At 56.2% G+C, this 20,932-nt stretch carries 20 protein-coding genes; 10 read left to right on the top strand and 10 right to left on the bottom strand.

The window, feature by feature from the left end; all coding sequences use genetic code 11:
- Positions 1-88: 88 nt before the first annotated feature.
- On the bottom strand, positions 89-658 hold the full coding sequence (gene mepK / locus QQL78_RS07535; protein WP_284372119.1) for a peptidoglycan L,D-endopeptidase MepK: 570 nt from the start codon (positions 656-658) through the stop codon (positions 89-91).
- A gap of 354 nt (positions 659-1,012) precedes the next feature.
- Here mepK and QQL78_RS07530 point away from each other — a divergent pair, with 354 nt between their 5' ends.
- The 4 genes from QQL78_RS07530 to QQL78_RS07515 are packed head-to-tail and all read left to right on the top strand — an operon-like array spanning position 1,013 to position 5,289.
- A complete protein-coding gene (locus tag QQL78_RS07530) occupies positions 1,013-2,644 on the top strand; it encodes a L,D-transpeptidase family protein (protein WP_431358328.1) in 1,632 nt (543 codons plus the stop codon).
- A gap of 32 nt (positions 2,645-2,676) precedes the next feature.
- Positions 2,677-3,768: a UDP-3-O-(3-hydroxymyristoyl)glucosamine N-acyltransferase gene (lpxD, locus tag QQL78_RS07525; protein WP_284372117.1), complete on the top strand. Its 1,092-nt coding sequence runs from the start codon at positions 2,677-2,679 to the stop codon at positions 3,766-3,768.
- Positions 3,769-3,818: 50 nt separating this feature from the next.
- Complete coding sequence (locus QQL78_RS07520; RefSeq protein ID WP_284372115.1) at positions 3,819-4,076, top strand: acyl carrier protein; 258 nt, start codon at positions 3,819-3,821, stop codon at positions 4,074-4,076.
- Positions 4,077-4,080: 4 nt separating this feature from the next.
- Entirely contained in the window at positions 4,081-5,289 is a 1,209-nt protein-coding gene (locus QQL78_RS07515; RefSeq protein WP_284372113.1) for a beta-ketoacyl-[acyl-carrier-protein] synthase family protein, read from the top strand.
- Positions 5,290-5,355: 66 nt separating this feature from the next.
- Here the strand turns inward: QQL78_RS07515 and QQL78_RS07510 are convergent, their stop codons facing one another.
- On the bottom strand, positions 5,356-5,982 hold the full coding sequence (locus QQL78_RS07510; protein WP_284372111.1) for an invasion associated locus B family protein: 627 nt from the start codon (positions 5,980-5,982) through the stop codon (positions 5,356-5,358).
- A 707-nt stretch (positions 5,983-6,689) separates the two neighbouring features.
- Between QQL78_RS07510 and QQL78_RS07505 the strand changes: the two genes are divergently transcribed.
- Positions 6,690-8,240, top strand: a complete 1,551-nt coding sequence (locus tag QQL78_RS07505; RefSeq protein WP_284372109.1) for a helicase HerA-like domain-containing protein — start codon at positions 6,690-6,692, stop codon at positions 8,238-8,240.
- Between the two features lie 98 nt (positions 8,241-8,338).
- Here the strand turns inward: QQL78_RS07505 and QQL78_RS07500 are convergent, their stop codons facing one another.
- The 6 genes from QQL78_RS07500 to QQL78_RS07475 all read right to left on the bottom strand — a co-directional run bounded on the left by QQL78_RS07500 (position 8,339) and on the right by QQL78_RS07475 (position 13,999).
- A complete protein-coding gene (locus QQL78_RS07500) occupies positions 8,339-9,643 on the bottom strand; it encodes a branched-chain amino acid ABC transporter permease (RefSeq protein WP_284372108.1) in 1,305 nt (434 codons plus the stop codon).
- A complete protein-coding gene (locus QQL78_RS07495) occupies positions 9,640-10,650 on the bottom strand; it encodes a branched-chain amino acid ABC transporter permease (protein ID WP_284372106.1) in 1,011 nt (336 codons plus the stop codon). The genes QQL78_RS07500 and QQL78_RS07495 overlap by 4 nt, the downstream gene beginning before the upstream one ends.
- The gene (locus tag QQL78_RS07490; RefSeq protein ID WP_284372104.1) at positions 10,650-11,030 is read right to left on the bottom strand and encodes a hypothetical protein; all 381 of its coding nucleotides are present in this window, start codon (positions 11,028-11,030) and stop codon (positions 10,650-10,652) included. Before QQL78_RS07490 ends, QQL78_RS07495 begins: the two co-directional genes overlap by 1 nt.
- Positions 11,031-11,032: 2 nt before the next feature.
- The gene (locus QQL78_RS07485; RefSeq protein WP_284372102.1) at positions 11,033-11,851 is read right to left on the bottom strand and encodes an ABC transporter ATP-binding protein; all 819 of its coding nucleotides are present in this window, start codon (positions 11,849-11,851) and stop codon (positions 11,033-11,035) included.
- 48 nt (positions 11,852-11,899) lie between these two features.
- Positions 11,900-12,682 (bottom strand): ABC transporter ATP-binding protein, encoded by a 783-nt coding sequence (locus QQL78_RS07480; RefSeq protein ID WP_284372100.1) that lies wholly within the window; start codon positions 12,680-12,682, stop codon positions 11,900-11,902.
- 126 nt (positions 12,683-12,808) lie between these two features.
- Positions 12,809-13,999 carry an ABC transporter substrate-binding protein gene (locus tag QQL78_RS07475; protein WP_284372098.1) on the bottom strand — a complete coding sequence of 397 codons (1,191 nt, stop codon included), beginning with the start codon at positions 13,997-13,999 and terminating at the stop codon, positions 12,809-12,811.
- 182 nt (positions 14,000-14,181) lie between these two features.
- Between QQL78_RS07475 and QQL78_RS07470 the strand changes: the two genes are divergently transcribed.
- The 3 genes from QQL78_RS07470 (at position 14,182) to QQL78_RS07460 (ending at position 16,424) form a co-directional block, all read left to right on the top strand.
- The gene (locus tag QQL78_RS07470) at positions 14,182-15,276 is read left to right on the top strand and encodes a PQQ-dependent sugar dehydrogenase (protein WP_284372096.1); all 1,095 of its coding nucleotides are present in this window, start codon (positions 14,182-14,184) and stop codon (positions 15,274-15,276) included.
- 76 nt (positions 15,277-15,352) lie between these two features.
- The gene (locus tag QQL78_RS07465; RefSeq protein WP_284372094.1) at positions 15,353-15,799 is read left to right on the top strand and encodes a MarR family winged helix-turn-helix transcriptional regulator; all 447 of its coding nucleotides are present in this window, start codon (positions 15,353-15,355) and stop codon (positions 15,797-15,799) included.
- Position 15,800: 1 nt separating this feature from the next.
- On the top strand, positions 15,801-16,424 hold the full coding sequence (locus QQL78_RS07460) for a cysteine hydrolase family protein (protein WP_284372092.1): 624 nt from the start codon (positions 15,801-15,803) through the stop codon (positions 16,422-16,424).
- Positions 16,425-16,565: 141 nt separating this feature from the next.
- On the opposite strand, the gene QQL78_RS07455 is transcribed toward QQL78_RS07460, so the two are convergent.
- Positions 16,566-17,570: a GlxA family transcriptional regulator gene (locus QQL78_RS07455; RefSeq protein WP_284372090.1), complete on the bottom strand. Its 1,005-nt coding sequence runs from the start codon at positions 17,568-17,570 to the stop codon at positions 16,566-16,568.
- Positions 17,571-17,761: 191 nt separating this feature from the next.
- On the opposite strand from QQL78_RS07455, the gene QQL78_RS07450 reads away from it, so the two are divergent.
- Positions 17,762-19,132 carry a class II 3-deoxy-7-phosphoheptulonate synthase gene (locus tag QQL78_RS07450; protein WP_284375489.1) on the top strand — a complete coding sequence of 457 codons (1,371 nt, stop codon included), beginning with the start codon at positions 17,762-17,764 and terminating at the stop codon, positions 19,130-19,132.
- 119 nt (positions 19,133-19,251) lie between these two features.
- Here QQL78_RS07450 and QQL78_RS07445 read toward each other — a convergent pair whose 3' ends face one another.
- A complete protein-coding gene (locus tag QQL78_RS07445) occupies positions 19,252-19,674 on the bottom strand; it encodes a MarR family winged helix-turn-helix transcriptional regulator (RefSeq protein WP_284372088.1) in 423 nt (140 codons plus the stop codon).
- Positions 19,675-19,749: 75 nt separating this feature from the next.
- On the opposite strand from QQL78_RS07445, the gene QQL78_RS07440 reads away from it, so the two are divergent.
- Positions 19,750-20,901, top strand: a complete 1,152-nt coding sequence (locus tag QQL78_RS07440) for a substrate-binding domain-containing protein (RefSeq protein WP_284372086.1) — start codon at positions 19,750-19,752, stop codon at positions 20,899-20,901.
- Positions 20,902-20,932: the final 31 nt, after the last annotated feature.

The following is a 20,932-nucleotide window of genomic DNA, read 5'->3' as shown; positions in this document are numbered from 1 at the left end:
GCTTTCGGGTGAATATGTTCACGAGGAACATATCTGGGCGTAAAAAAAGCGCCTTAAAAGGCGCTCTTCCCGGTTCTGTTATAGCGGCTTAGCCGCCCCAGCTGCGGACCACGCCGCAATCCATATGCACAAAGTTGGACCCGGAATACTGACCAACACCGCCACCGTGACAGGCAATTGCGGCCCGTGCCATCTGTTTCACGGAACGAGAGCTGAGGCGCAGATCGGCGGCCTGTCCCCGCATGTGCAGAGAATTTTTCGCCACACCACGCGAGCGGGACCGCAACATCGCGTTTGTTTTCGGGCTGCGATACCCGGACAACAGCATATAAGGTTCGTTTACATCCAGCAGGTTATGCGCCGCTGCCATGATATCCACTGTGCGCAGATCCATGGATTTGACGCCGTCCGTACGCCAGTCGCGCATGAAATAGTTGACCTCTTTCACCGCGTCCTTGATGTATTTGCCTTCGATCCAATAGATCATGTCGATGCGTTCACCGGTCCGGCCTGAATACATCTTGATGCGGCGAATATCGCCGCCACCGCGCAGGAAACCCGCTGCATTTGAATAGGTTGGCGCTGCTGCTACTGCGGTTGCTGCAAATGCCCCAAGAAGTGCACGCCGGGTTATCCCCGTTGAGCTTGTTCCAGTCATAGGTCTTCTGTCCCGTTTTCTGCCTGTGTCCATGATGTTACATGGGCAATAAATCTTAGTCCTTCGGTGCAACCTTTTTATGACATAGGCAGAATCGTGAACCAAGCCCTTAAAACTATAGCGGCAAAGTTGTTGGAAGTTTAGGCAATTTTCTGCTCAAAGCAGGGCATTATCGGAGGCGCGATGCCGCGGGCGGGTGATGTTGGGTGGGTGATGTTTTGGCATCAGCCCTGAAATTGTTCTGATGCCACATGAATGTTATTGGACAGGGCTCTCGTTCCTTCGGACAATCAACGCTAAAGCAGGCAAACGGCATGGAAAATGCGTGTTACGGTAAGGAATATGAGGATGCGAATGGCTTTTTCAACTCGGGTCACTGGACAGCTTTTGGCGCGGCGGAGCATGATCGCCGGATGTGCGATTGCCATTGCGGCGGCGGTTGCTTTCGCACCGCTTCCGGCGGCGGCGCAGGTGACCGCGTTCAAACAGGCCATCGCAGAGACCGCAGCGCAAGATGATGATATTGCCGCCTTTTATCGAACCAATGGCTATACGCCAATCTGGACCGGTGCGGGCGAGGAAGACCGCAATCGCCGCGCCGAACTTTTGCGGGCCATCCGGTCGGTGGCGGCACATGGTTTGCCTGTGGCGCGCTATGATCCCGAAGGGTTGATGAACAGGCTGGCCTCGGTGCGCACTGCGCGGGATCGCGGCATGGTCGAAGTCGAGATGAGCCGCGTCTTTCTGAAATATGCCCGTGACATCCAGACCGGCATGCTGACCCCCAGATCAATCGATTCTGCCATTGTGCGCGAAGTGCCCTATCGTGACAGAACCTCCTATCTGACGGGGCTGAGCGCAGCCAAACCTGCGGCTTACTTCCGTTCCTTGCCGCCAACCAGCATGGAATATAACGCTCTGATCAAGGAAAAGGTCGCGATGGAGCGGCTGTTGCATTCGGGTGGCTGGGGCGCAACCGTGCCGGCAAAATCCCTGAAACCGGGGGAAAGCGGCAATGCGGTGATTGCCCTGCGCAACCGGTTGATTGCAATGGGTTATCTGGAACGGACCAATACCCGCGACTATGATGCAGATATGCAGGCGGCGGTGCAGCAATTCCAGATCGCACATGGGTTGAATGATGATGGTGTGGCGGGCGCTGCCACCATGAACCAGATCAATGTCGGCGTGGAAAAACGGCTGCAATCAGTCATGGTCGCACTGGAACGCGAACGTTGGTTCAACACAGAACGCGGCAAGCGCCATATTCTGGTGAACCTGCCGGATTTTTCCGCGAAGATCATAGATGACGACAAGCTGACGTTTTACACCCGTTCGGTGATCGGGGCCAATCGGGAAGACCGCCCGACGCCCGAGTTCTCGGATACGATGACACATATGGTGGTGAACCCCAGCTGGTATGTGCCGCGTTCTATTGTGACCAAGGAATATCTGCCCGCGCTCAAACGCAACCGGAATGCGGCCAGCCATATCGAGATCACCGACAGCCGTGGTCGCAAGGTGAATCGTGGTGCCGTTGATTTCTCGCGATATACCGAGCGGACCTTCCCCTTTGCGATGCGCCAGCCGCCCAGCAAATCCAATGCGCTGGGGTTGGTGAAGTTCATGTTCCCGAACAAATACAATATCTATCTGCATGATACGCCAGCCAAAAGCCTGTTCTCACGCGATGTGCGTGCCTTCAGCCACGGTTGCGTGCGTCTGGCCCAACCCTTTGATTTTGCATATGAACTCTTAAGTAAGCAGGAGGCAGATCCAAAGGGGTATTTTCAATCCGTATTGCGTTCGCGCAATGAAACCAAAGTGGAGCTGGACGAACCCGTGCCGGTGCATCTGATCTATCGGACGGCTGTGACCAATGCGCGGGGCCATACCGAATACCGTGCTGATGTCTATGGACGTGACGCCAAGATATGGAATGCGCTGTCACGTGCAGGGGTGGTCTTGGGCGCGGTTCAGGGGTAAATCTCGGGGCGCTGCCATAAGGGGTGCCCATGATGACTTACACTGTTGCACAGATTGCGAAATCACTGGGGGCAGAGGCCGCCGGTGACACATCCTTGGTGATCCGCCGCGCGGCTGAGCCGCAATCGGCGGGTGCTGACGATCTGGCTCTGGCGATGGATCCTAAATATGCCGAAGGGCTTTCCCAAGGGGCGGCTCGCGCTGCAATGTTGTGGCCGGGTGCCGATTGGCAGGCCATGGGCCTGACAGCGGCGATTTTCCCTGAACGTCCCCGATTTGCCATGTCCGGCATGACGCGGCTGATGGATAAAGGGCAGGGGTTTGGCACAGGCATTCACCCCTCGGCCATTATCGACCCTACTGCGGTTCTGGGTAAAGATGTAAGCGTCGGCCCGCTGGCGATCATCTCGGCAGGGGCACAGATCGGCGATGGATCCGTGATCGGGCCACATTGTTTTATCGGCATGGATGTGACTTTGGGCGCAAATGCCTATCTGCGTGAACAGGTCAGCATCGGCGCACGCGTTACCATTGGCATGCGGTGCATCATCCAGCCCGGCGCGCGGATTGGCGGCGATGGGTTTTCCTTTGTCACGGCGGAACCGTCAACCGTGGAATCCGCCCGCAAAACGCTGGGTGATCAGGGTGCCGCCGCCGCGCAACCCTGGATTCGTATTCATTCGCTGGGCAGTGTCACCATTGGCGATGACGTTGAAATCGGCATGGGCTGCACCATTGATTGCGGCACCATCCGCGACACGACAATCGGTAATAATACCAAGCTCGATAATCAGGTGCACATGGGCCATAACGTCAGCATTGGCGACAACTGTCTGATCTGCGGACAGGTCGGCATCGCGGGATCTGCCCGCATCGGCAATAACGTTGTCATGGCGGGACAGGTCGGCGTGAACGACAACATCTTTGTTGGGGACGGCGTAATCGCGGGGGGCGGCACCAAGTTGATGTCGAATGTGCCCGCTGGCCGCACCATGCTGGGCTATCCCGCGACGCAGATGGACAAGCAGGTGGATCTCTACAAGGCGCAACGGCGTTTGCCGCGACTTCTGCGCGAGGTGGCAGAGCTGCGAAAGGTGGTTTTCAAATCGGACAAGGACGACTAGATCAATCCTTAACGTGACCTGAGGACATGACCGAAACGAAGGACGGACCCATGAACATCACCGATCAAGTCATTGCCATCATTGCAGAGCAGGCCATGCTGGACCCAGAGGATGTCACGCTGGACAGCACATTGGAAAGCCTTGGCATCGACTCACTAGGGGTGGTCGAAAGCATCTTTGCCATCGAGGAAGCCTTTGACATCACAGTGCCTTTCAACGCCAATAACCCTGCCGAATCCGATTTTGATATCACTTCCGTGGCCAGTATCATTAAAGGCATCGAGCGGCTGAAAGCCGAACAGGGCTAGGCCGATGAAACGTGTGGTGATCACCGGTGCAGGGACGATCAATGCCTTGGGGCATTCCGTACCTGCGACCCTGCAAGCGATGCGCGATGGGGTTTGTGGCATCGGCCAACTGGCGTTTCGCGATGTTGAACGGCTGCAAATCCAGATTGGCGGACAGGTGCGCGGGTTCGAGGCAGAGGGGCGATATAACCGCCAGCAGATGTCGCTTTATGACCGTTTCACCCAATTCACATTGGCGGCAGCCAAAGAAGCCATCGCGCAATCCGGCCTGACGTTTTCGGGTGAACTGGCTGCGAAATCCGGTGTTGTTCTGGGAACCGCAGGTGGTGGTGTATCCACATGGGACGACAATTACCGTGCGGTTTATGAAGAGGGCAAAAACCGGGTGCATCCCTTTGTGGTGCCTAAGCTGATGAACAATGCGGCGGCCAGCCACGTCAGCATGGAATGGAACCTCAAGGGGCCGTCTTTCACCGTTTCCACTGCCTGCGCCTCCTCCAATCATGCTATGGCACAGGCGTTTTCCATGGTCCGCTCCGGCATGTCGCCAGCGATGATCACCGGCGGATCGGAATCCATGCTGTGTTTCGGTGGGGTCAAAGCATGGGAAGGGCTGCGCGTGATGAGCCGCGATGCCTGCCGTCCGTTTTCGGCCAACCGCAACGGCATGGTGCAGGGTGAAGGGGCCGGGATATTTGTGTTCGAAGAATACGACCACGCCCGTGCCCGTGGTGCGGACATCCTGTGTGAAGTTGTCGGTTTTGCCATGTCCTCGGATGCCAGCGATATTGTCATGCCGTCCAAGGCGGGGGCAGCCCGCGCCATGGCAGGGGCGCTTGAGGACGCGGGCGTGAGTCGTGAAGAGGTTGGCTATATCAACGCCCACGGCACCGGCACGGCGGCCAATGACAAAACCGAATGTGCAGCTGTGGCAGATGTCTTTGGGCCGCATGCAGATCAACTGATGATCTCTTCAACCAAAAGCATGCATGGCCATCTGATTGGTGGCACCGGTGCTGTCGAACTGCTGGCCTGCATCATGGCGCTGCGCGACGGGGTGATTGCACCGACCATCGGGTATGAAGAACCTGATCCCGAATGCGCACTTGACGTGGTCCCGAATGAAGCGCGGGAGGCAAAGATTTCGGTCGCGCTCAGCAATGCTTTTGCATTTGGCGGGATGAACGCGGTTATCGCCCTACGTAAAATCTGAAGGCAGCAACGCAAAAGGCCGCCCCGAAACCGGCGCGGCCTTTGTATTCTGACGATTATTTCCCGCTTACTGTTCGATCACGGACACTTTGTTATAGCTTGCTGTAAAGCCGCTCAACGACAGGCTGAGTTTGACCTGCTGGTCCGGTGCCAATGCGGGAATGATGGTGATCTCTGCCGCTTTACCACGTTTGAACGCAGAGATGTCCGCCGCGGTCAGCCCCAGTCGCGCGTAACATCCAACCGGGTTGCAGAAGGCATAAGGGTAGCGCCGCGCCTTGCCGCCATCGACAGCAATGGTCAACTGCTGGGGCAGGGAGGTTTCAAGAGGCACAACAATTGTGGCACCGGCTTCGGCCTTGCCGCCAGCAGGCAGGCGGAAAAGGGAGATTTCGGCAACCGGGGCACCCTGACCATCGTCCAGCAGTTGATACATCTGGCAGGGGTCGGTTTCAGCTTCGGTTTTGATACAGCGCATTTCCCATTCGCCGATCACTTCTTGCGTATAGGGTTTGCCCAGTTCCGGGTCGACTGATGCGTCCTCGCCAAGGCTCAACTGCTCTTCGACCTTGGGTGTTTCGGTGGTTTGCGGTGTTGCCTCTTCGGTGGTGGTCGCGGTCTGCGCCAGTACCGGCAGCGGCGCCATTACGGCGAGGGCGGCACAAAGGGGCAGTGCGGTGAAAAACTTGCTCATGTCAATTCCACGTTTGTTACTTTCGCGCCATCTATCATGCCGCATCGGCAATGTCAGCGTCGATCCACAATAATTTGACCCGCGCGAGGCTGAAAACCGCCGACATTGAATTATGTCTGGCGACCCCCAGAATCGGAGAAAGGGACCGCTATGCGTTCCCTTTCCCAATCTTCTCTCCCCGTCGGACTAGGCCGACTTATGCCGAGACGTTACGAAAGCTATGCAAATCGGTCAACAGTTTAATTATTGTTTGAAATCAGCGAATTAGTTAATTTTATGAAATGAAATCCGATCAATACGCGGTTTCGGTTGCTGAATACCACGGTGGATGGCTGATTTTCGCGGCTGATTGAGCCAATCGCCGACAAGCTGTTTCACAAGTCAGGCCAGGGACTGATGACATTACCTGACAAAACCCGAGATCGCCCTCAAAGACATGGCCCATAAAAAGGACCGCACCCAAAGGCGCGGCCAGTCTGACAGGGAGGAAGTGTCACCAGCGCTAAAGGACATAAGCCCCGGTGACAGAATGACTATGGCGCCGAGAGGTTAACTAAGTATGCTAATCTTCGGGCGATATGCCCGGAAAACGTCAGATGCTGCGTGATAAACCGCTTCAATTTTCAGAAATGCCGGTGAAACAGGCTGGATCTGGCGTTAGGACGATGGACGACCAACTTAAATAACACGGCCTGAGAGGACGATTTGTGACGCAGGACATCTTTATTGGAGGGGGGGGCGAAAACTATGCCACCCAGCAATTTCTTGATCTCGGCTATGCCAACCGCCATGGGCTGATCGCGGGGGCCACGGGAACCGGCAAAACTGTCACATTGCAAATTCTGGCAGAGGGGTTCTCTGCCGCCGGGGTGCCGGTGTTCCTGTCTGACGTAAAGGGTGACCTATCCGGCCTGGCTAAATCCGGCTCTGCGGATCACAAACTTCACGGCCCCTTTACCAGCCGCGCGGATACCATCGGCTTTGACAGCTTTGCCTATGATGCCTTTCCTGTGACCTTCTGGGATCTGTTTGGCAAACAGGGACATCCGGTGCGCACCACCGTATCCGAAATGGGGCCCTTGCTGCTTTCCCAGCTTCTGGGGCTGACAGAGGCCCAGGAGGGCATCCTGAACATCGCCTTTCGCGTGGCGGATGAAGACGGGCTGCCGCTGCTTGATCTCAAGGATTTGCAGGCCTTGCTGGTCTGGATTGGCCAGAACGCAAAGGAACTTGCCCTGCGTTATGGCAATGTGTCTTCAGCCTCCGTGGGGGCGATCCAACGGCGATTGCTGGTGTTGGAAAATCAGGGGGCGAATGATCTCTTTGGTGAACCGGCATTGGCGCTTGATGACCTGATGCGCTGTTCGGAGGACGGGCGCGGGGTGATCAACATTCTTGCTGCTGATCAGCTGATGGGCTCCCCGAAGCTCTATGCCACTTTCCTGCTTTGGCTGCTCTCCGAACTCTTCGAAGAACTGCCCGAGGTTGGCGACCCCGACAAACCCAAACTGGTCTTCTTCTTTGACGAGGCACATCTGCTGTTTGATGATGCGCCCAAAGCCTTGGTCGACAAGGTTGAACAGGTCGCACGCCTGATCCGTTCCAAAGGGGTTGGCGTCTATTTCATCACGCAAAATCCAGCAGATGTGCCTGATGATATCCTTGGCCAGCTGGGCAACCGCGTGCAACACGCGCTGCGCGCCTTTACTGCCAAAGACCGCAAGGAATTGCGTATGGCGGCGGAAACCTACCGCGAGAATCCGCGTTTCGACACCGAAGAAGCGATCCGCGAGGTCGGCGTGGGCGAGGCTGTCACTTCTTTCCTGCAAAAGAAAGGTGTGCCGGGGATTGTGGAACGCACATTGATCCGCCCGCCATCCTCCCAGCTTGGCCCGATTACGACAATGGAACGTACCGAAGTCATGGCCGCCTCACCGATGTCGGGAAAATACGACACCCGTCTAGATCGCAATTCTGCCTTTGAAATATTGCAAAAACGCGCCGAACAGGCGGCGAAAGAAGCCGCAGACGCAGAAGAAAAAGCCGAAGCTGCCGAAACACCCGCACTGCGTGAATTCAACAGTGCAAGGCGTTATGCTGGCAAGGGTGTGACCCGCTCCACCTCACGACGTCCGCAGCGAAAATCCCAGGAAGGATTCGGTACTGCGATGGCCAATGTGGTGATGAAGGAACTCAAAGGCACCACCGGCCGCCGCATCGTGCGCGGCATCCTTGGCGGCCTTTTCAAAGGGCGCTGAATTAAACAAGGGGCGCGGGATACACTCCCACGCCCCTCTTTTTCGCCCTATATACTGTCCGCACTCCCGGAGCCCACCGCCCGTTGGCGATGGCGCGCCTATTTTTCGGGGATCAATCCGCGCGGGCTGAACCGCAGCACCAAGAGCAAGACCATACCCATGGTCAACAGCCGCATATGCGCGGCGCTTTCGATCAGATGGTCCTTGAGGGGCGAACCTTCGGCCATGCCTGCCGTGATTGTGTTCATCAGCCAAAGCCCCATCGGTTCCACCTGCACCCAGAGGAACCAAATCAGGAACCCACCCAGCACAGCACCCAGATTGTTCCCCGATCCACCAACGATTACCATCACCCAAATCAGGAAGGTGAAACGCAGCGGCTGATAAGTGCCCGGGGTCAACTGCCCGTCAATTGTGGTCATCATCGCCCCGGCAATGCCACAGATCGCGGAACCCAGAACAAAGACCTGTAAATGTCGCGCGGTCACATCCTTGCCCATGGCTTCGGCGGCAACCTCATTGTCGCGGATGGCGCGCAGCATCCGGCCCCAGGGCGAATGCAAGGCACGCTGTGACATCCACATCAGCAAAAGCAGCACAGCCGCAAACAACAGGATATACAGCATTTTCACATAAAGCGTGGACCCTTCCACCGGGTCGAAGCCCAGATTGGCAGCACGTTCCACAAAGGCGGGATTGTTTTGCAGATCAATCTCATAGGGAACCGGGCGGGGCACACCAATCACGTTTTTTACGCCGCGCGTCAGCCAGTCTTCGTTCTTCATGACTGCAATGATGATCTCGGCAATGCCCAGGGTTGCAATGGCCAGATAGTCAGAGCGCAGGCCAAGTGCCGTCTTGCCAATGACCCAGGCCGCAGCCGCCGCAAACAAGCCGCCCACAGGCCAGGCCAGAAGCACCGGCAGGCCCAGCCCCCCCAGATAGCCGGTCTGCGCCGGGTTGATCTCTTCAATCCGCGCCACAGATGGATCGAGCAGCGCACGGAAGATAAAGAACCCCGCGACCAGCACCGCAATCACCGACAGATTACGCATCCAGCCGCCTTGCATCCGGCGCATGATCACAATCGCCAGCACAATGGTGCCCGCCCCCATCAAAAGGGCCACGATCACGCCAACACCACCGGCAGCAAAAGCGCCTTCGGTGGGGGGCATCCCGATCAGCACCGCGGCCAGACCGCCAAGGGCAACAAACCCCATGATGCCCACATTAAACAGCCCGGCAAAACCCCATTGCAGGTTCACACCCAAGGCCATGATGCTGGAAATCAGACCCATGGCAATGATCAGCAAGGCCGAGTTCCAGCTTTGCTGAAAGCCCACAAAAAGGATCAAGACGGCGATGACGCCAAATAACAGTGTATTTCGTACGGTCTCGGTCATACGGATTGCCCCTTGAATAGGCCGGTTGGTTTGAACAGCAATACAATGAGAAGGATCACAAAACTGACGGCAAACTTGTAATCCGTGCTGAGAAGTTGCACGAGGCCGCTTGGCTCAAGGCTTTCCGGCATCAGATAGACCAGAATTTTCTTCCACGCATAGGTGATCGTGACTTCGGAAAAGGCGATGACAAAACCACCCGCAATGGCCCCCAGTGGGTTGCCCAGACCACCAACAATGGCACTGGCAAAGATCGGCAGCAGCAATTGGAAATAGGTGAAGGGTTTGAACGATTTGTCCAAGCCGTAAAGCACCCCAGCAATGGTCGCGAGCGTCGCCACAATCATCCATGTGATCATCACCACCCGTTCAGGGTTGATGCCCGACAGCAGCGCCAGATCCTCATTGTCTGAATAGGCGCGCATCGATTTGCCGGCCCGCGTCTTGTTCAGGAACCAGAACAGCAGGGCCACAACGATGATGGCGGTGACAATGGTGATGCCTTGTGTGGTTTTGAACGACAGCCCTTCCGCGAGGCCCGTGGCTTTTTTGAAATCCCGTGCCGAGATGATAAACCGTTCCCCATCAAAGAAGTTCTGGTCATCGGCCCCGATGATGAACCGCGTTACCCCGTTGTAGATAAAGGTGATGCCCAGTGAAACGATCACCAGAATAACCGGCTTGGCCTTTTTCACCCGATAAAACCGATAGACCGTGCGGTCGGTGAACAGCAGCAGGCCAATGGTGAACAGGATGCCGAAAGGCAGGGCGAGCAGCGCCGTGGGCAGTGGCCCCAGCGAGATGCCCCAGGACTGGAACAGCCAGGTCATCAGAACCGTCGCCATCGCCCCCATAGCCATGGTGTCGCCATGGGCAAAGTTGGAAAACCGCAGGATGCCATAGACCAGCGTGACGCCCAATGCGCCAAGGGCCAGCTGCGATCCATAGGCCACGCCGGGGATAAAGACGTAGTTCAGGAAAGCAATAAGTGCGTTGAGAAGATCCATTATTCTGTCACCTCGCAGGACCCGACCTGGGATATGACACCCAGAGGATTTTCGTCGAAAATTTGTGTTTGAACAGCACGCCCATCAGGGAAAACGGCAACCAGCTGTACGTTCAATTCCCCGCCCAGACGGCTGAGGAAATAGCGCGTACCGTCTTCACCCGTTAGTTCCACGGTGCCAGAGGCTTTGGTTGCGATCAATTTTTCAGGGGTGGCTTCGGTCACCAATGCAAGGGCAGAGCGGGGATCAGAGGTGGTGACCCCTGTGCCGCTGTCCTTGACCAGTTTCGCAAAATCGCATTCGATCCTGAAACCGGCGTCCTGTGCCTGTGCGGCGACCGCAAGGCCGGCCAGCAGGCCGGCGCATATAAATATCCGCATTCTCAGCCCCCCAAAAACGATTTGCGCACTTCAGGATCAGCCAACAATTCCTTGCCGGTCCCGGTATAGGCATTTGCGCCTTGCACCAGAACATAACCTTTGTCTGCAATCTCAAGCGCTTGGCGGGCGTTCTGTTCCACCATCAGAATAGGGATGCCGGTGCGGGCCACCTCGATGATCCGGTCAAACAGCTCGTCCATCACAATTGGCGAGACACCCGCCGTTGGCTCATCCAGCATCAGAACCTTGGGTTGGGTCATCAGCGCACGGCCCACGGCAACCTGCTGTCGCTGCCCACCGGACAGTTCACCCGCAGGCTGGAACCGTTTGTCTTTCAGGATTGGAAACAGATCGTAAACCTGCGCCATTGTGTCGGAGAAATCATCGGTGCGGATAAACGCACCCATCTCAAGGTTCTCTTCCACCGTCATTGAGGTAAAGATGTTAGAGGTCTGCGGCACAAAGCCCATGCCTTTGGCCACACGGTCCTGTGGGGAAAGATCGGTGATGTCCTCGCCGTCCAGCCGCACGTGGCCCTTGCGCATGTCAAGCATGCCAAAGACCGCTTTCATGCCCGTCGATTTGCCTGCGCCATTGGGGCCGACAATCACCGCAATCTCGCCCTTGTCTACAGCAATGGTGCAGTCATGCAGGATGTCCGGTCCCTGACCGTATCCTGCGGTCATGCCATCACCAATCAGGAAGGGCCCGCCGGGGGCGGCAAAACTGGTGCCGCTGCGTTGTGGAATTTCAGAGCCCATGCCCTTGGGGTTGCCAATCGACAGATCTTTGTTGCCGCGGTCGCCATACGGATCGCTCATGCTACGCGTCTCTTTTCTTGAGTATCGTAAGGAAATGACGAGGGCGGGTCATGCGCCCACCTTGTCCTTGTTCTTCAGGCCAGTGCCCAGATAGGCCTCGATCACCTGTTCATTGGCCTTGATTTCGGCAAGGGTGCCCTGCGCCAGAACCCGGCCTTCGGCCATACAGATGACCGGATCACACAGGCGGCCAATGAAATCCATGTCGTGTTCAATGACAACAAAGGTGTAACCGCGTTCCTTGTTCAGACGGATGATCGCGTCGCCAATGGTGTTGAGCAGCGTGCGGTTCACACCGGCACCAACCTCATCAAGGAACACGATCTTGGCATCCACCATCATAGTACGCCCCAGCTCAAGCAGCTTTTTCTGCCCGCCGGAAATCTGCCCGGCTTTCTGATGTGTCAGATGTTCGATTGTCAGGAACTCCAGCACCTCATCGGCTTTTGCCTTGAGTGCGCGTTCCTCATCCGCGATGCGTTTGCGACCAAACCATGTGTTCCACAGGGTTTCGCCCGATTGGCCGCCGGGCACCATCATCAGGTTTTCGCGGCAGGACATGGAGTGAAACTCGTGCGCGATCTGAAAGGTCCGCAGCAGCCCCTTGTGAAACAACGTATGTGGCGGCAGGCCTGAAATGTCCTCGCCATCCATATAGACTTTGCCGCTGGTGGGATTAAGAACGCCTGCGATCACATTGAAAAGTGTGGTCTTTCCCGCGCCGTTAGGTCCGATCAATCCGGTGATCGACCCGCGATCAATCGACAGGCTGGCTCCATCCACCGCATGGAAACCGCCAAAATGCTTGTGCAGATCGTCAACGACGATCATGTGCTCATCCGAGTGCACCATATGTAACTTCCCCGTTTGCGCCACGTTGGGCGCTGATCTTTTCGATCTTATATATGCAGATACAGCCCGCCCAAGGGCAGGCTGTATCCAAGTGTTCCAGTTGGCTTATTTCATGCCAATTGTTTCGTTCTTCCCGTCTTTGACCTCGATCATACGGTAAGTACCCGCTGATTCACCGGGGCCGATCAGTTCAACCGCAGAAGCACCAACATAGTCGATGTCTGTGCCGGCTTTGATCAGCTCAAGCGCTTTGCCCAGATCGCCGGGATAGATCTTTTCACCGGGCGCGTTGGCAACGTTCAGGATTTCATCCTTATAGTCAGCCGGATCGGTCGAGTTGGCCGCTTGCATGGCCAGCAGGAACAATGCCGCTGCGTCATAGGACTCTGGTGTGTAAGGCGATGTCGCATCAAATGCGCCGTCGACCATTTTGACCAGATTGTCGATGCCGTCACCCTGTGAGCCTGCGATCTGGCCGTAAGAGCCGTTCAGGTCAGGACCGATGGTTTTCGGCAGGTTTTCACCAATCATGCCACCGGGCAGGCCGAATGTTTCCCACGCGCCCGCGTCCAGCGCGGATTTGATGATGCCCGCACCACCTTGGTCAAGGTAGCCCGCAACAACCAGCAGATCACCACCGGCAGATGCCAGTGCGCCAACTTCGGCGGAATAGTCGGCTTTGCCGTCTTCATGCGCCGCTACGATGGTGACTTCGCCACCAACCGCTTTGAATGAGGATTCAATCGCGTCAGCCAGACCCTTGCCGTAGTCGTTGTTGGTGTAGGTCAAGGCGATGGATTTCACGCCACGCTCAACCAGAATCTCCGCCATGACTTCGCCTTCACGGGCGTCGGATGGGGATGTGCGGAAGAACAAGCCGTTGTCTTCCATGGTGGTCAGGCCGGGGGAGGTTGCGGAGGGAGAAATCATCACCATGCCGTTTGGAATGGCGACGTTCTGCAATACCGCACCGGTCACGCCGGAACAATCTGCGCCGACAAGGCCGCTGACGCCTTCCGCGATCAGACGTTCGGCAGAAGCAACCGCCATACCGTTGTCGATACAACCGGAATCAGCGCGCACAGAGGTGACCTTGGCCCCATCCATGAACATACCGCTGTCGGTGACTTCTTTCATTGCCATTTCGGCACCCGCAGACATCGGGCCGGTCAGCGATTCAATCGGGCCGGTAAAGCCGAAGATCACGCCAAGTTTGACTTCTTTGGCGTGGCCGTCAGCCATTGCGCCCGTTGCAACCAGAGCCGCAGCCGTTGTGGCCATAAGCATCTTTTTCATGTGGTAACTCCCTTGTTGGAACTTGATGTTCGCAAAAGAGCGTAAGCGGCACCTGTTGAAAAGAAAAGGTGTTTTTCCTCAACAGAAGCGACATGCGGGGGGCAGGATTAGGTTTGCCGTGGCGTTTTTTAGCTGCCTAAGTCATATTTCCTGAAATCAGGTTTTCGAACAGGAGAAATATCATGAAATTCGATGTGAAATTGCCAAATGTCCTCGGGGCAGCCTGTTTTCTGATTTTGACGGCTCTTCCGGCGGCAAGCCAGAGAAATTGGACAGTCGCGCCCGTTGCGCGTGGGCTGGACACACCTTGGGCGGTGGCACCCTTGCCCGAAGGGGGGGCTTTGATCACTGAAAGAGGGGGGACGTTGATTCACGCCGTTGGTGGTGAAAACACCAAGGTCACCGGCGTGCCGAGGGTGGCGGCAAACGGGCAGGGTGGCTTGCTGGACATCACCTTGGCCAATGATTTTGCTCGCAGCCGCATGGTTTACCTGACCTATGCCAAGCGCCAGCCCGGGGGCGGCAGCGGCACAGCCCTAAGCACCGCGGTTTTCCCGACGGGCGCACGCAAGCTGCAAAATCTGCAAGAGATATTTGCAATGAAACCGGGCAGCCGGGGCGGGCGTCACTTCGGCAGCCGCGTGGTTGAGGCGCGGGACGGGAACCTGTTCATGACCATCGGCGACCGTGGCGACCGGCCAGCGGCGCAAGATCTGACCCGCCACAACGGTGCTGTCATCCGTGTCGGCCGTGATGGCAGTATCCCGCGCGACAATCCCTTTGTGCAGGGCGGCGGTTTGCCTGAAATCTGGTCCTATGGGCATCGCAACCCGCAAGGGGCGGCGCTTGATCTGGCAGGTAACCTTTGGGCGTCGGAACATGGCGCGCGCGGCGGTGATGAGGTGAACGCTGTAAAACGGGGCGCAAACTTTGGCTGGCCGGTGATTTCTTACGGGCGTCACTATTCTGGGGCGAAAATCGGCGAGGGCACAGCGAAGGCGGGGATGGAACAGCCTGCATTTTACTGGGATCCTTCCATCGCCCCCTCCGGTTTGCTCGTCTATTCCGGCAAGATGTTCCCGGATTGGAAGGGTGATATTTTTGTGGGCTCGTTGAAATACGATTATATCAGCCGGTTATCCGGTTCGCCTTTGCGCGAGGTCGAACAGATCAAAACGTCAGAAACAGGTCGTGTGCGCGATATCGTCGAGGCGGCGGATGGATCCATCTGGTTTATTTCGGTCAGCGATGGGGCGGTGTACCGGATCGCCAGATAAAATCGTCACCATCACCGTTAAACGGGGCCTTGATCAATGTTGACAATGTGGATGTCATTATGACATCTACATTGTCATGAATGATGCCAAACAACTTTATACACTTTTGTGGATGTCGCGGCCTTTGATGCAGGCAACGGAGGCCGTTGTGGAAAGCGGGCTTGAGGGGACCGGGCTGACCGTCCGAACCCGCGCTGTTCTGGAGATCCTGTTGGCAAACGGTGCGGCAACGGTCCCCGAACTTGCCAATAAGCTGGAGATAAAGCGCCAATACGTTCAACTGATGGTGAATGAGACCCTCGCGGAGGGGTTAACCAGTAAGCAGCCCAACCCGCGCCACAAGCGCTCCACCATGATTGCCTTGACGGAAAAAGGTCGTGCGCTGGTTGAGGCGGCGGTTGGGCGTGAAATGGCGCTTGTCAGCTCGATTGGCGCAGAGGTCGACCCGGGGGATGTTGAAGCCGCCCTGAAGGTGGTCACAAGCCTGATCGAAAAACTGAAATCAGAAATAGGAGATACCTAAGATGTTCTGGATCATTCCCGCTTTGGCCGCGCTTGGCGTCCTTCTTTGGTTTATCAATGGCATTCGCAAGATCGGTGCCGTCAGTGCGGGTGATCCCATTGGCGCAAGGGCCGGAACAGCCTTGCTACTGGTTGATCTGCAAACCGTCTTTTGGGACGCCGGATATTTCACCGAGGCGGATAAGGACGAGGCGAAACGTCAGGTACTGGCAGAGGTTGATGCCGCGCGGGCAAATGGCATGCCGGTGATTGCGCTGCGTCAGGAATGGTCGATTCCCTCGACCAAAGCTGTGGCCAAGCTGCTGATGAAAGGTCAGGCGGTTGCGGGTACCACAGGCACAGAATTGGCAGCGCCATTTAAGGATGTGGCTGATCACATTCTGGTAAAACGTGTGCAGGACGGGTTTGAAACCAAGGAGCTTGACCGGGTTCTTGAAGAGCTGGACGTTGGCAAATTGCGAATTGTCGGGCTGGATGCAAATTATTGCGTTGCAAAGACCGCACTTGCTGCGCGGCACCGGGGATATGAGGTTGAGATTGTCCGGGCAGGCGTCTTGTCAGCGGATCAGAAGGGGGCGGAGAAAACCTTTGACATGCTGCGCGCGAAACAAGTGGCTGTTTGCTAGGGCAATCGGGGCCCGAGGGGCCGCTGTATCAGAGCCCAAAGGATAAACCGCCAAAGGGTCACCTTGTTTCGCAAGGTGACCCTTTGGCTTTAAGGTGCGGGTAACCTGTCCATATTGGGACAGCTGCCATAGCTATCGTTTCTAAATTGACAGCCGCGCGGCATGAGACCCGCGCTCGCGGTATGGGGTCGTTTCATAATGCGCCCGGTAGCATTTGGAGAAATGCGACGGAGAGGCAAAGCCGCAGGCTAGAGCCACGTTGATCACGCTCATATCGGTCTGCATCAACAGGTTGCGCGCCTTTTGCAGGCGCAGTTCCATATAATAGCGTTTGGGAGAGCGGTTCAGGTAACGGCGGAAGAGCCGTTCCAGCTGGCGCGTGGACATGCCGACATCCTTGGCCAGCAGCGAGGGGCTGATCGGTTCCTCGATGTTGTTTTCCATCATCTGAATGACCTGTGACAGCTTGGGATGGCGCACTCCGATGCGGGTCGGGACGGACAGGCGCTGGGTATCCTGATCGGTGCGGATGGATGAATAGATCAGCTGATCCGCCACAGCATTGGCCAGTTCCTCGCCCTGATCATCGGCAATCAGTTTCAGCATCAGATCAATCGATGACGTGCCACCGGCAGTGGTCAGCCGGTTGCCATCCACCACAAAGACCGATTTGGTCAGGTCAACCTCTTGAAATTCCTCGGCAAAGCTGTCCTGATTTTCCCAGTGGATGGTTGCGCGTTTGCCGTCCAGAAGACCGGCCTTGGCCAAAGTATAGGCCGCCGTACACAAGCCGCCCACAACCAGCCCTTTGCGGGCCTCGCGGCGCAGCCAGCCCAGTACCTTTTTGCTGGTCGCGTCCTGCACGTCCATACCGCCGCAGACCAGAATTGTGTCATCCCGCAGCAGTTCACCCAGATCATCGTCCAGCTGAAACACCGATCCGGCCGAACAGGATATGGTTTCGCCACCTTCACCCATCGCGATCCAGGTATAGACGGTCTTGCCTGCCATCCGGTTGGCGATCCGCAGGCTATCGACCGCTGTGGCAAAACACAGCAGACTGAACTGATCCAGCAAGACAAAAACGAACCGGCGCGGTTTTTCAGTATCGATTGGAACGCGGGTGGCAGAGAGGGGTGCGGACATAGAGCGTCCTTCGATGGAAGTGGAAACGATGCCCAAAAACGAAATTGCATTTGAACCTGACCGGAACCCTGCCCATGGTCAAAGGGCGGCGTCAAGAGGTCGTAAATGGGTTCTGGTCACTGCGCACTGTGTTTTGTATAGAAAAGACCTTGAGAGCGCTGACAGTCAGCGCTTTGACCGGAGAAATGACCATGACCAAGTGGAGTAAATCAAGCTGGCGCAATAAACCGCGAATCCAGATGCCTGACTATCCTGATCAAGCGGCCCTGAATGCCGTAGAGGCACAGCTTGCACGTTATCCACTCTTGGTTTTTGGCGGCGAGGCGAACCGGCTGAAGCGGCATCTTGCAGCAGCGGGACGCGGCGAAGCATTCCTGTTGCAGGGCGGCGATTGCGCTGAAAGCTTTGAGCAGTTCAGCTCGGATGCGATTCGTGACACTTTCAAAGTGCTGTTGCAGATGGCGATTGTCTTGACCCATGGTGCCAAGGTGCCGGTGATCAAGCTGGGCCGGATGGCTGGCCAATTTGCGAAACCGCGCTCGGCAAATACCGAAACCGTCGATGGTGTGGAACTGCCCAGCTACCGCGGTGACATCATCAACGATCTGGATTTCACCGCCGATGCGCGCATTCCGAATCCGGAGAAAATGCTGCGCGCCTACACGCAGGCGGCGGCCACGCTGAACCTGTTGCGGGCATTCTCGACTGGTGGTTACGCCGATGTGCATCAGGTACATGGCTGGACGCTGGGCTTTACCGATGGGGAAAAGGCCGCGAAGTACCGGGAGATTGCCAACCGGATTTCCGATACGCTTGATTTCATGTCCGCCGCCGGTGTGAATTCCGACACCGCGCATACGCTGCAATCGGTGGAATTCTATACCAGCCATGAATCGCTGTTGCTGGAATATGAAGAGGCGCTGTGCCGTCAGGACAGTATGACCGGCAAATGGCTCGCGGGGTCCGGCCATATGATCTGGATCGGCGACCGCACACGTCAGCCGGATGGCGCACATGTGGAATTTGCTTCGGGTGTGATGAACCCGATTGGCCTGAAGTGCGGACCCAGCATGACAGCCGAGGATCTGAAACTGCTGATGGCCAAACTGAACCCGCAAAACGAAGAGGGGCGTCTGACCCTGATCGCGCGTTTCGGTGCCGGGGCGGTGGGGGATAACCTGCCTCGTCTGATCAAAACGGTACAGGAAGAAGGGGCCAATGTGGTCTGGACCTGTGACGCGATGCACGGCAACACGATCAAATCCTCGACCGGCTACAAAACGCGGCCTTTCGAATCCGTGCTGCGCGAAGTCCGCGAGTTCTTTGGCGTGCATGCGGCAGAGGGCACAGTCCCCGGCGGTGTGCATTTCGAGATGACAGGGCAGGATGTGACCGAATGCACCGGTGGCGTGCGTGCCGTCTCTGACGAGGATTTGTCAGATCGCTATCACACGGCCTGCGATCCGCGCCTGAACGCCAGCCAGTCGCTTGAACTGGCCTTCCTTGTTGCGGAAGAGTTGAGCGCCCGCCGGGACCAGCAGCGCGCGCAAGCTGCCGGATAACGCCAGCCGTTTTTTTGGAAAAACAAAAGCCGCCGAAGACCCCTTCGGCGGCTTTTCTCATCTCTCGGTGTAAGACGTCAGAGGGTTTTACGCCTCTATCAGTGCATTGGCACAATCGACTATTTTACAAGCTCGCCCAGAATCCGATGTAGCAGATCGGCATTCTCAACCCCGATCTTATCCAGGATTTCGTCATCTTCGAGTCTGGCTTGTTCGCGAATTTGACCAACACGTTTCTGTCCCAGATCGGTAAGCACAAGGTTCACCTGCCTTTGATCAATGCTGGCCATACGGCGGTGCACGATGCCATCAGAGACCATACGATCCACTAGTTTTGTCAATGTGGGCGGGTTCATCAGCACCGCTTCGGCAAGATCGCCCATTGTCATGTCTGTTCCACTCTCAAGAATTTCCATCACCCGCCAGGCCTCAACCTGAACGTTAAATTCCTTCAATCTCCTGCTGAGTGACCCATGCACTTTGCGATGCGCTGTTGCGAGTGAATAGGACAAATAGGATTGAACAGGGTTTGATTTTGACATTGCAGCTCTGATCCTCTGGTGGTTGTGGATAGAAATAGTTGACTTGGAAAGTATTTTCAATGCACTTTGGCAGTCATGTTGGCCGCTTCTAACACATCCTCAATCGGTCCAAGCTTGTCCAAGGTGATCGTGCCGAGCGAGCTCAGTGAGATCGAGGGCAAGCTTGCGGACTTTCCGCGAGGCACGTTTCGTATCGGGTTGCTGATCCCAATGTGTGGTTCTGCAGGGCTTTGGGCACCTTCCTGTATCTCAAGCGCGCAGGTGGCCGTTGCGCAGTTGAATGCGAAAGACGGGATAAACGGTCGCCCGATAGAGTTGATCATGATTGATTCAGCACTTGAGGCGCAAACCCCGGTCGAGGAAGTCATCAACTCTCTGATTGAGGTTCGCGCGATTGATGCGATTGTCGGCATGCATATCAGTGCCGTGCGTCAGAACCTCAGCAAGATTGTGCGCCAACGCGTGCCTTATATCTATACGCCGCTCTATGAAGGGGGGGAGAATACCAAGGGTATTTTCGCCATCGGCGACACGCCGGACCGTCAACTCGGGCCGGCACTTGAACATTTCTGCAATGATATGAACATCAAGAACTGGGCACTTGTCGGCAATGATTATGTGTGGCCACGTTCATCCAATACCTATGCCGCAGAAAAACTCTCGCAGATGTCTGCCCGGATCTCGTTTGAAAAATATATGCCCTTCGGGGTGAACGACATGTCCGGGCTTGTTGCAGAGATTGCTGAAACCGACGCCGAGGCGGTATTGATTTCGCTGGTTGGGCAGGATGCCATCACCTTCAACCGCGCCTTTGGTGAGGCGGGGATGCATGAACGCATGATCCGGTTTTCATGTGCGATTGAGGAAAATGGTCTGTTAGCAAGTGGAGAGGACAACCTTAAAGAGCTCTACTCGGCCTCATCATACTTCGGGGCGCTGTCGACACCTGAAAACGAAAACTTCCGTGAAAGGTATTATGCGATTCATGGAGAAACCGCGCCGGCCTTGAATTCGCTTGGCCAGTCTACCTATGAAGGTGTGCAGTTCCTTGCAGGTCTCATGACCATGCATAAAGACGACTGGAGCGACAAGGACAGTCGTTGCTCAGGCGCGATCAGCTTCGACTCTGTTCGACGTCCCAACAAGGCGGAACAGCCGCTTGGTGTGGCACCTATTTATCTGGCGAAAGCGGATGGTGCCCTATTCAGGATCATTAAAAAACTATAATTTCAGATAGTTAAGTATTTTATTTGAATTG

The organism is Sulfitobacter pacificus, from assembly GCF_030159975.1.
Classification (GTDB): Bacteria; Pseudomonadota; Alphaproteobacteria; order Rhodobacterales; family Rhodobacteraceae; genus Sulfitobacter; species Sulfitobacter pacificus.
The sequence above is the reverse complement of the archived record's forward strand: the minus strand, read 5'-3'. Positions and strand labels throughout refer to the sequence as shown.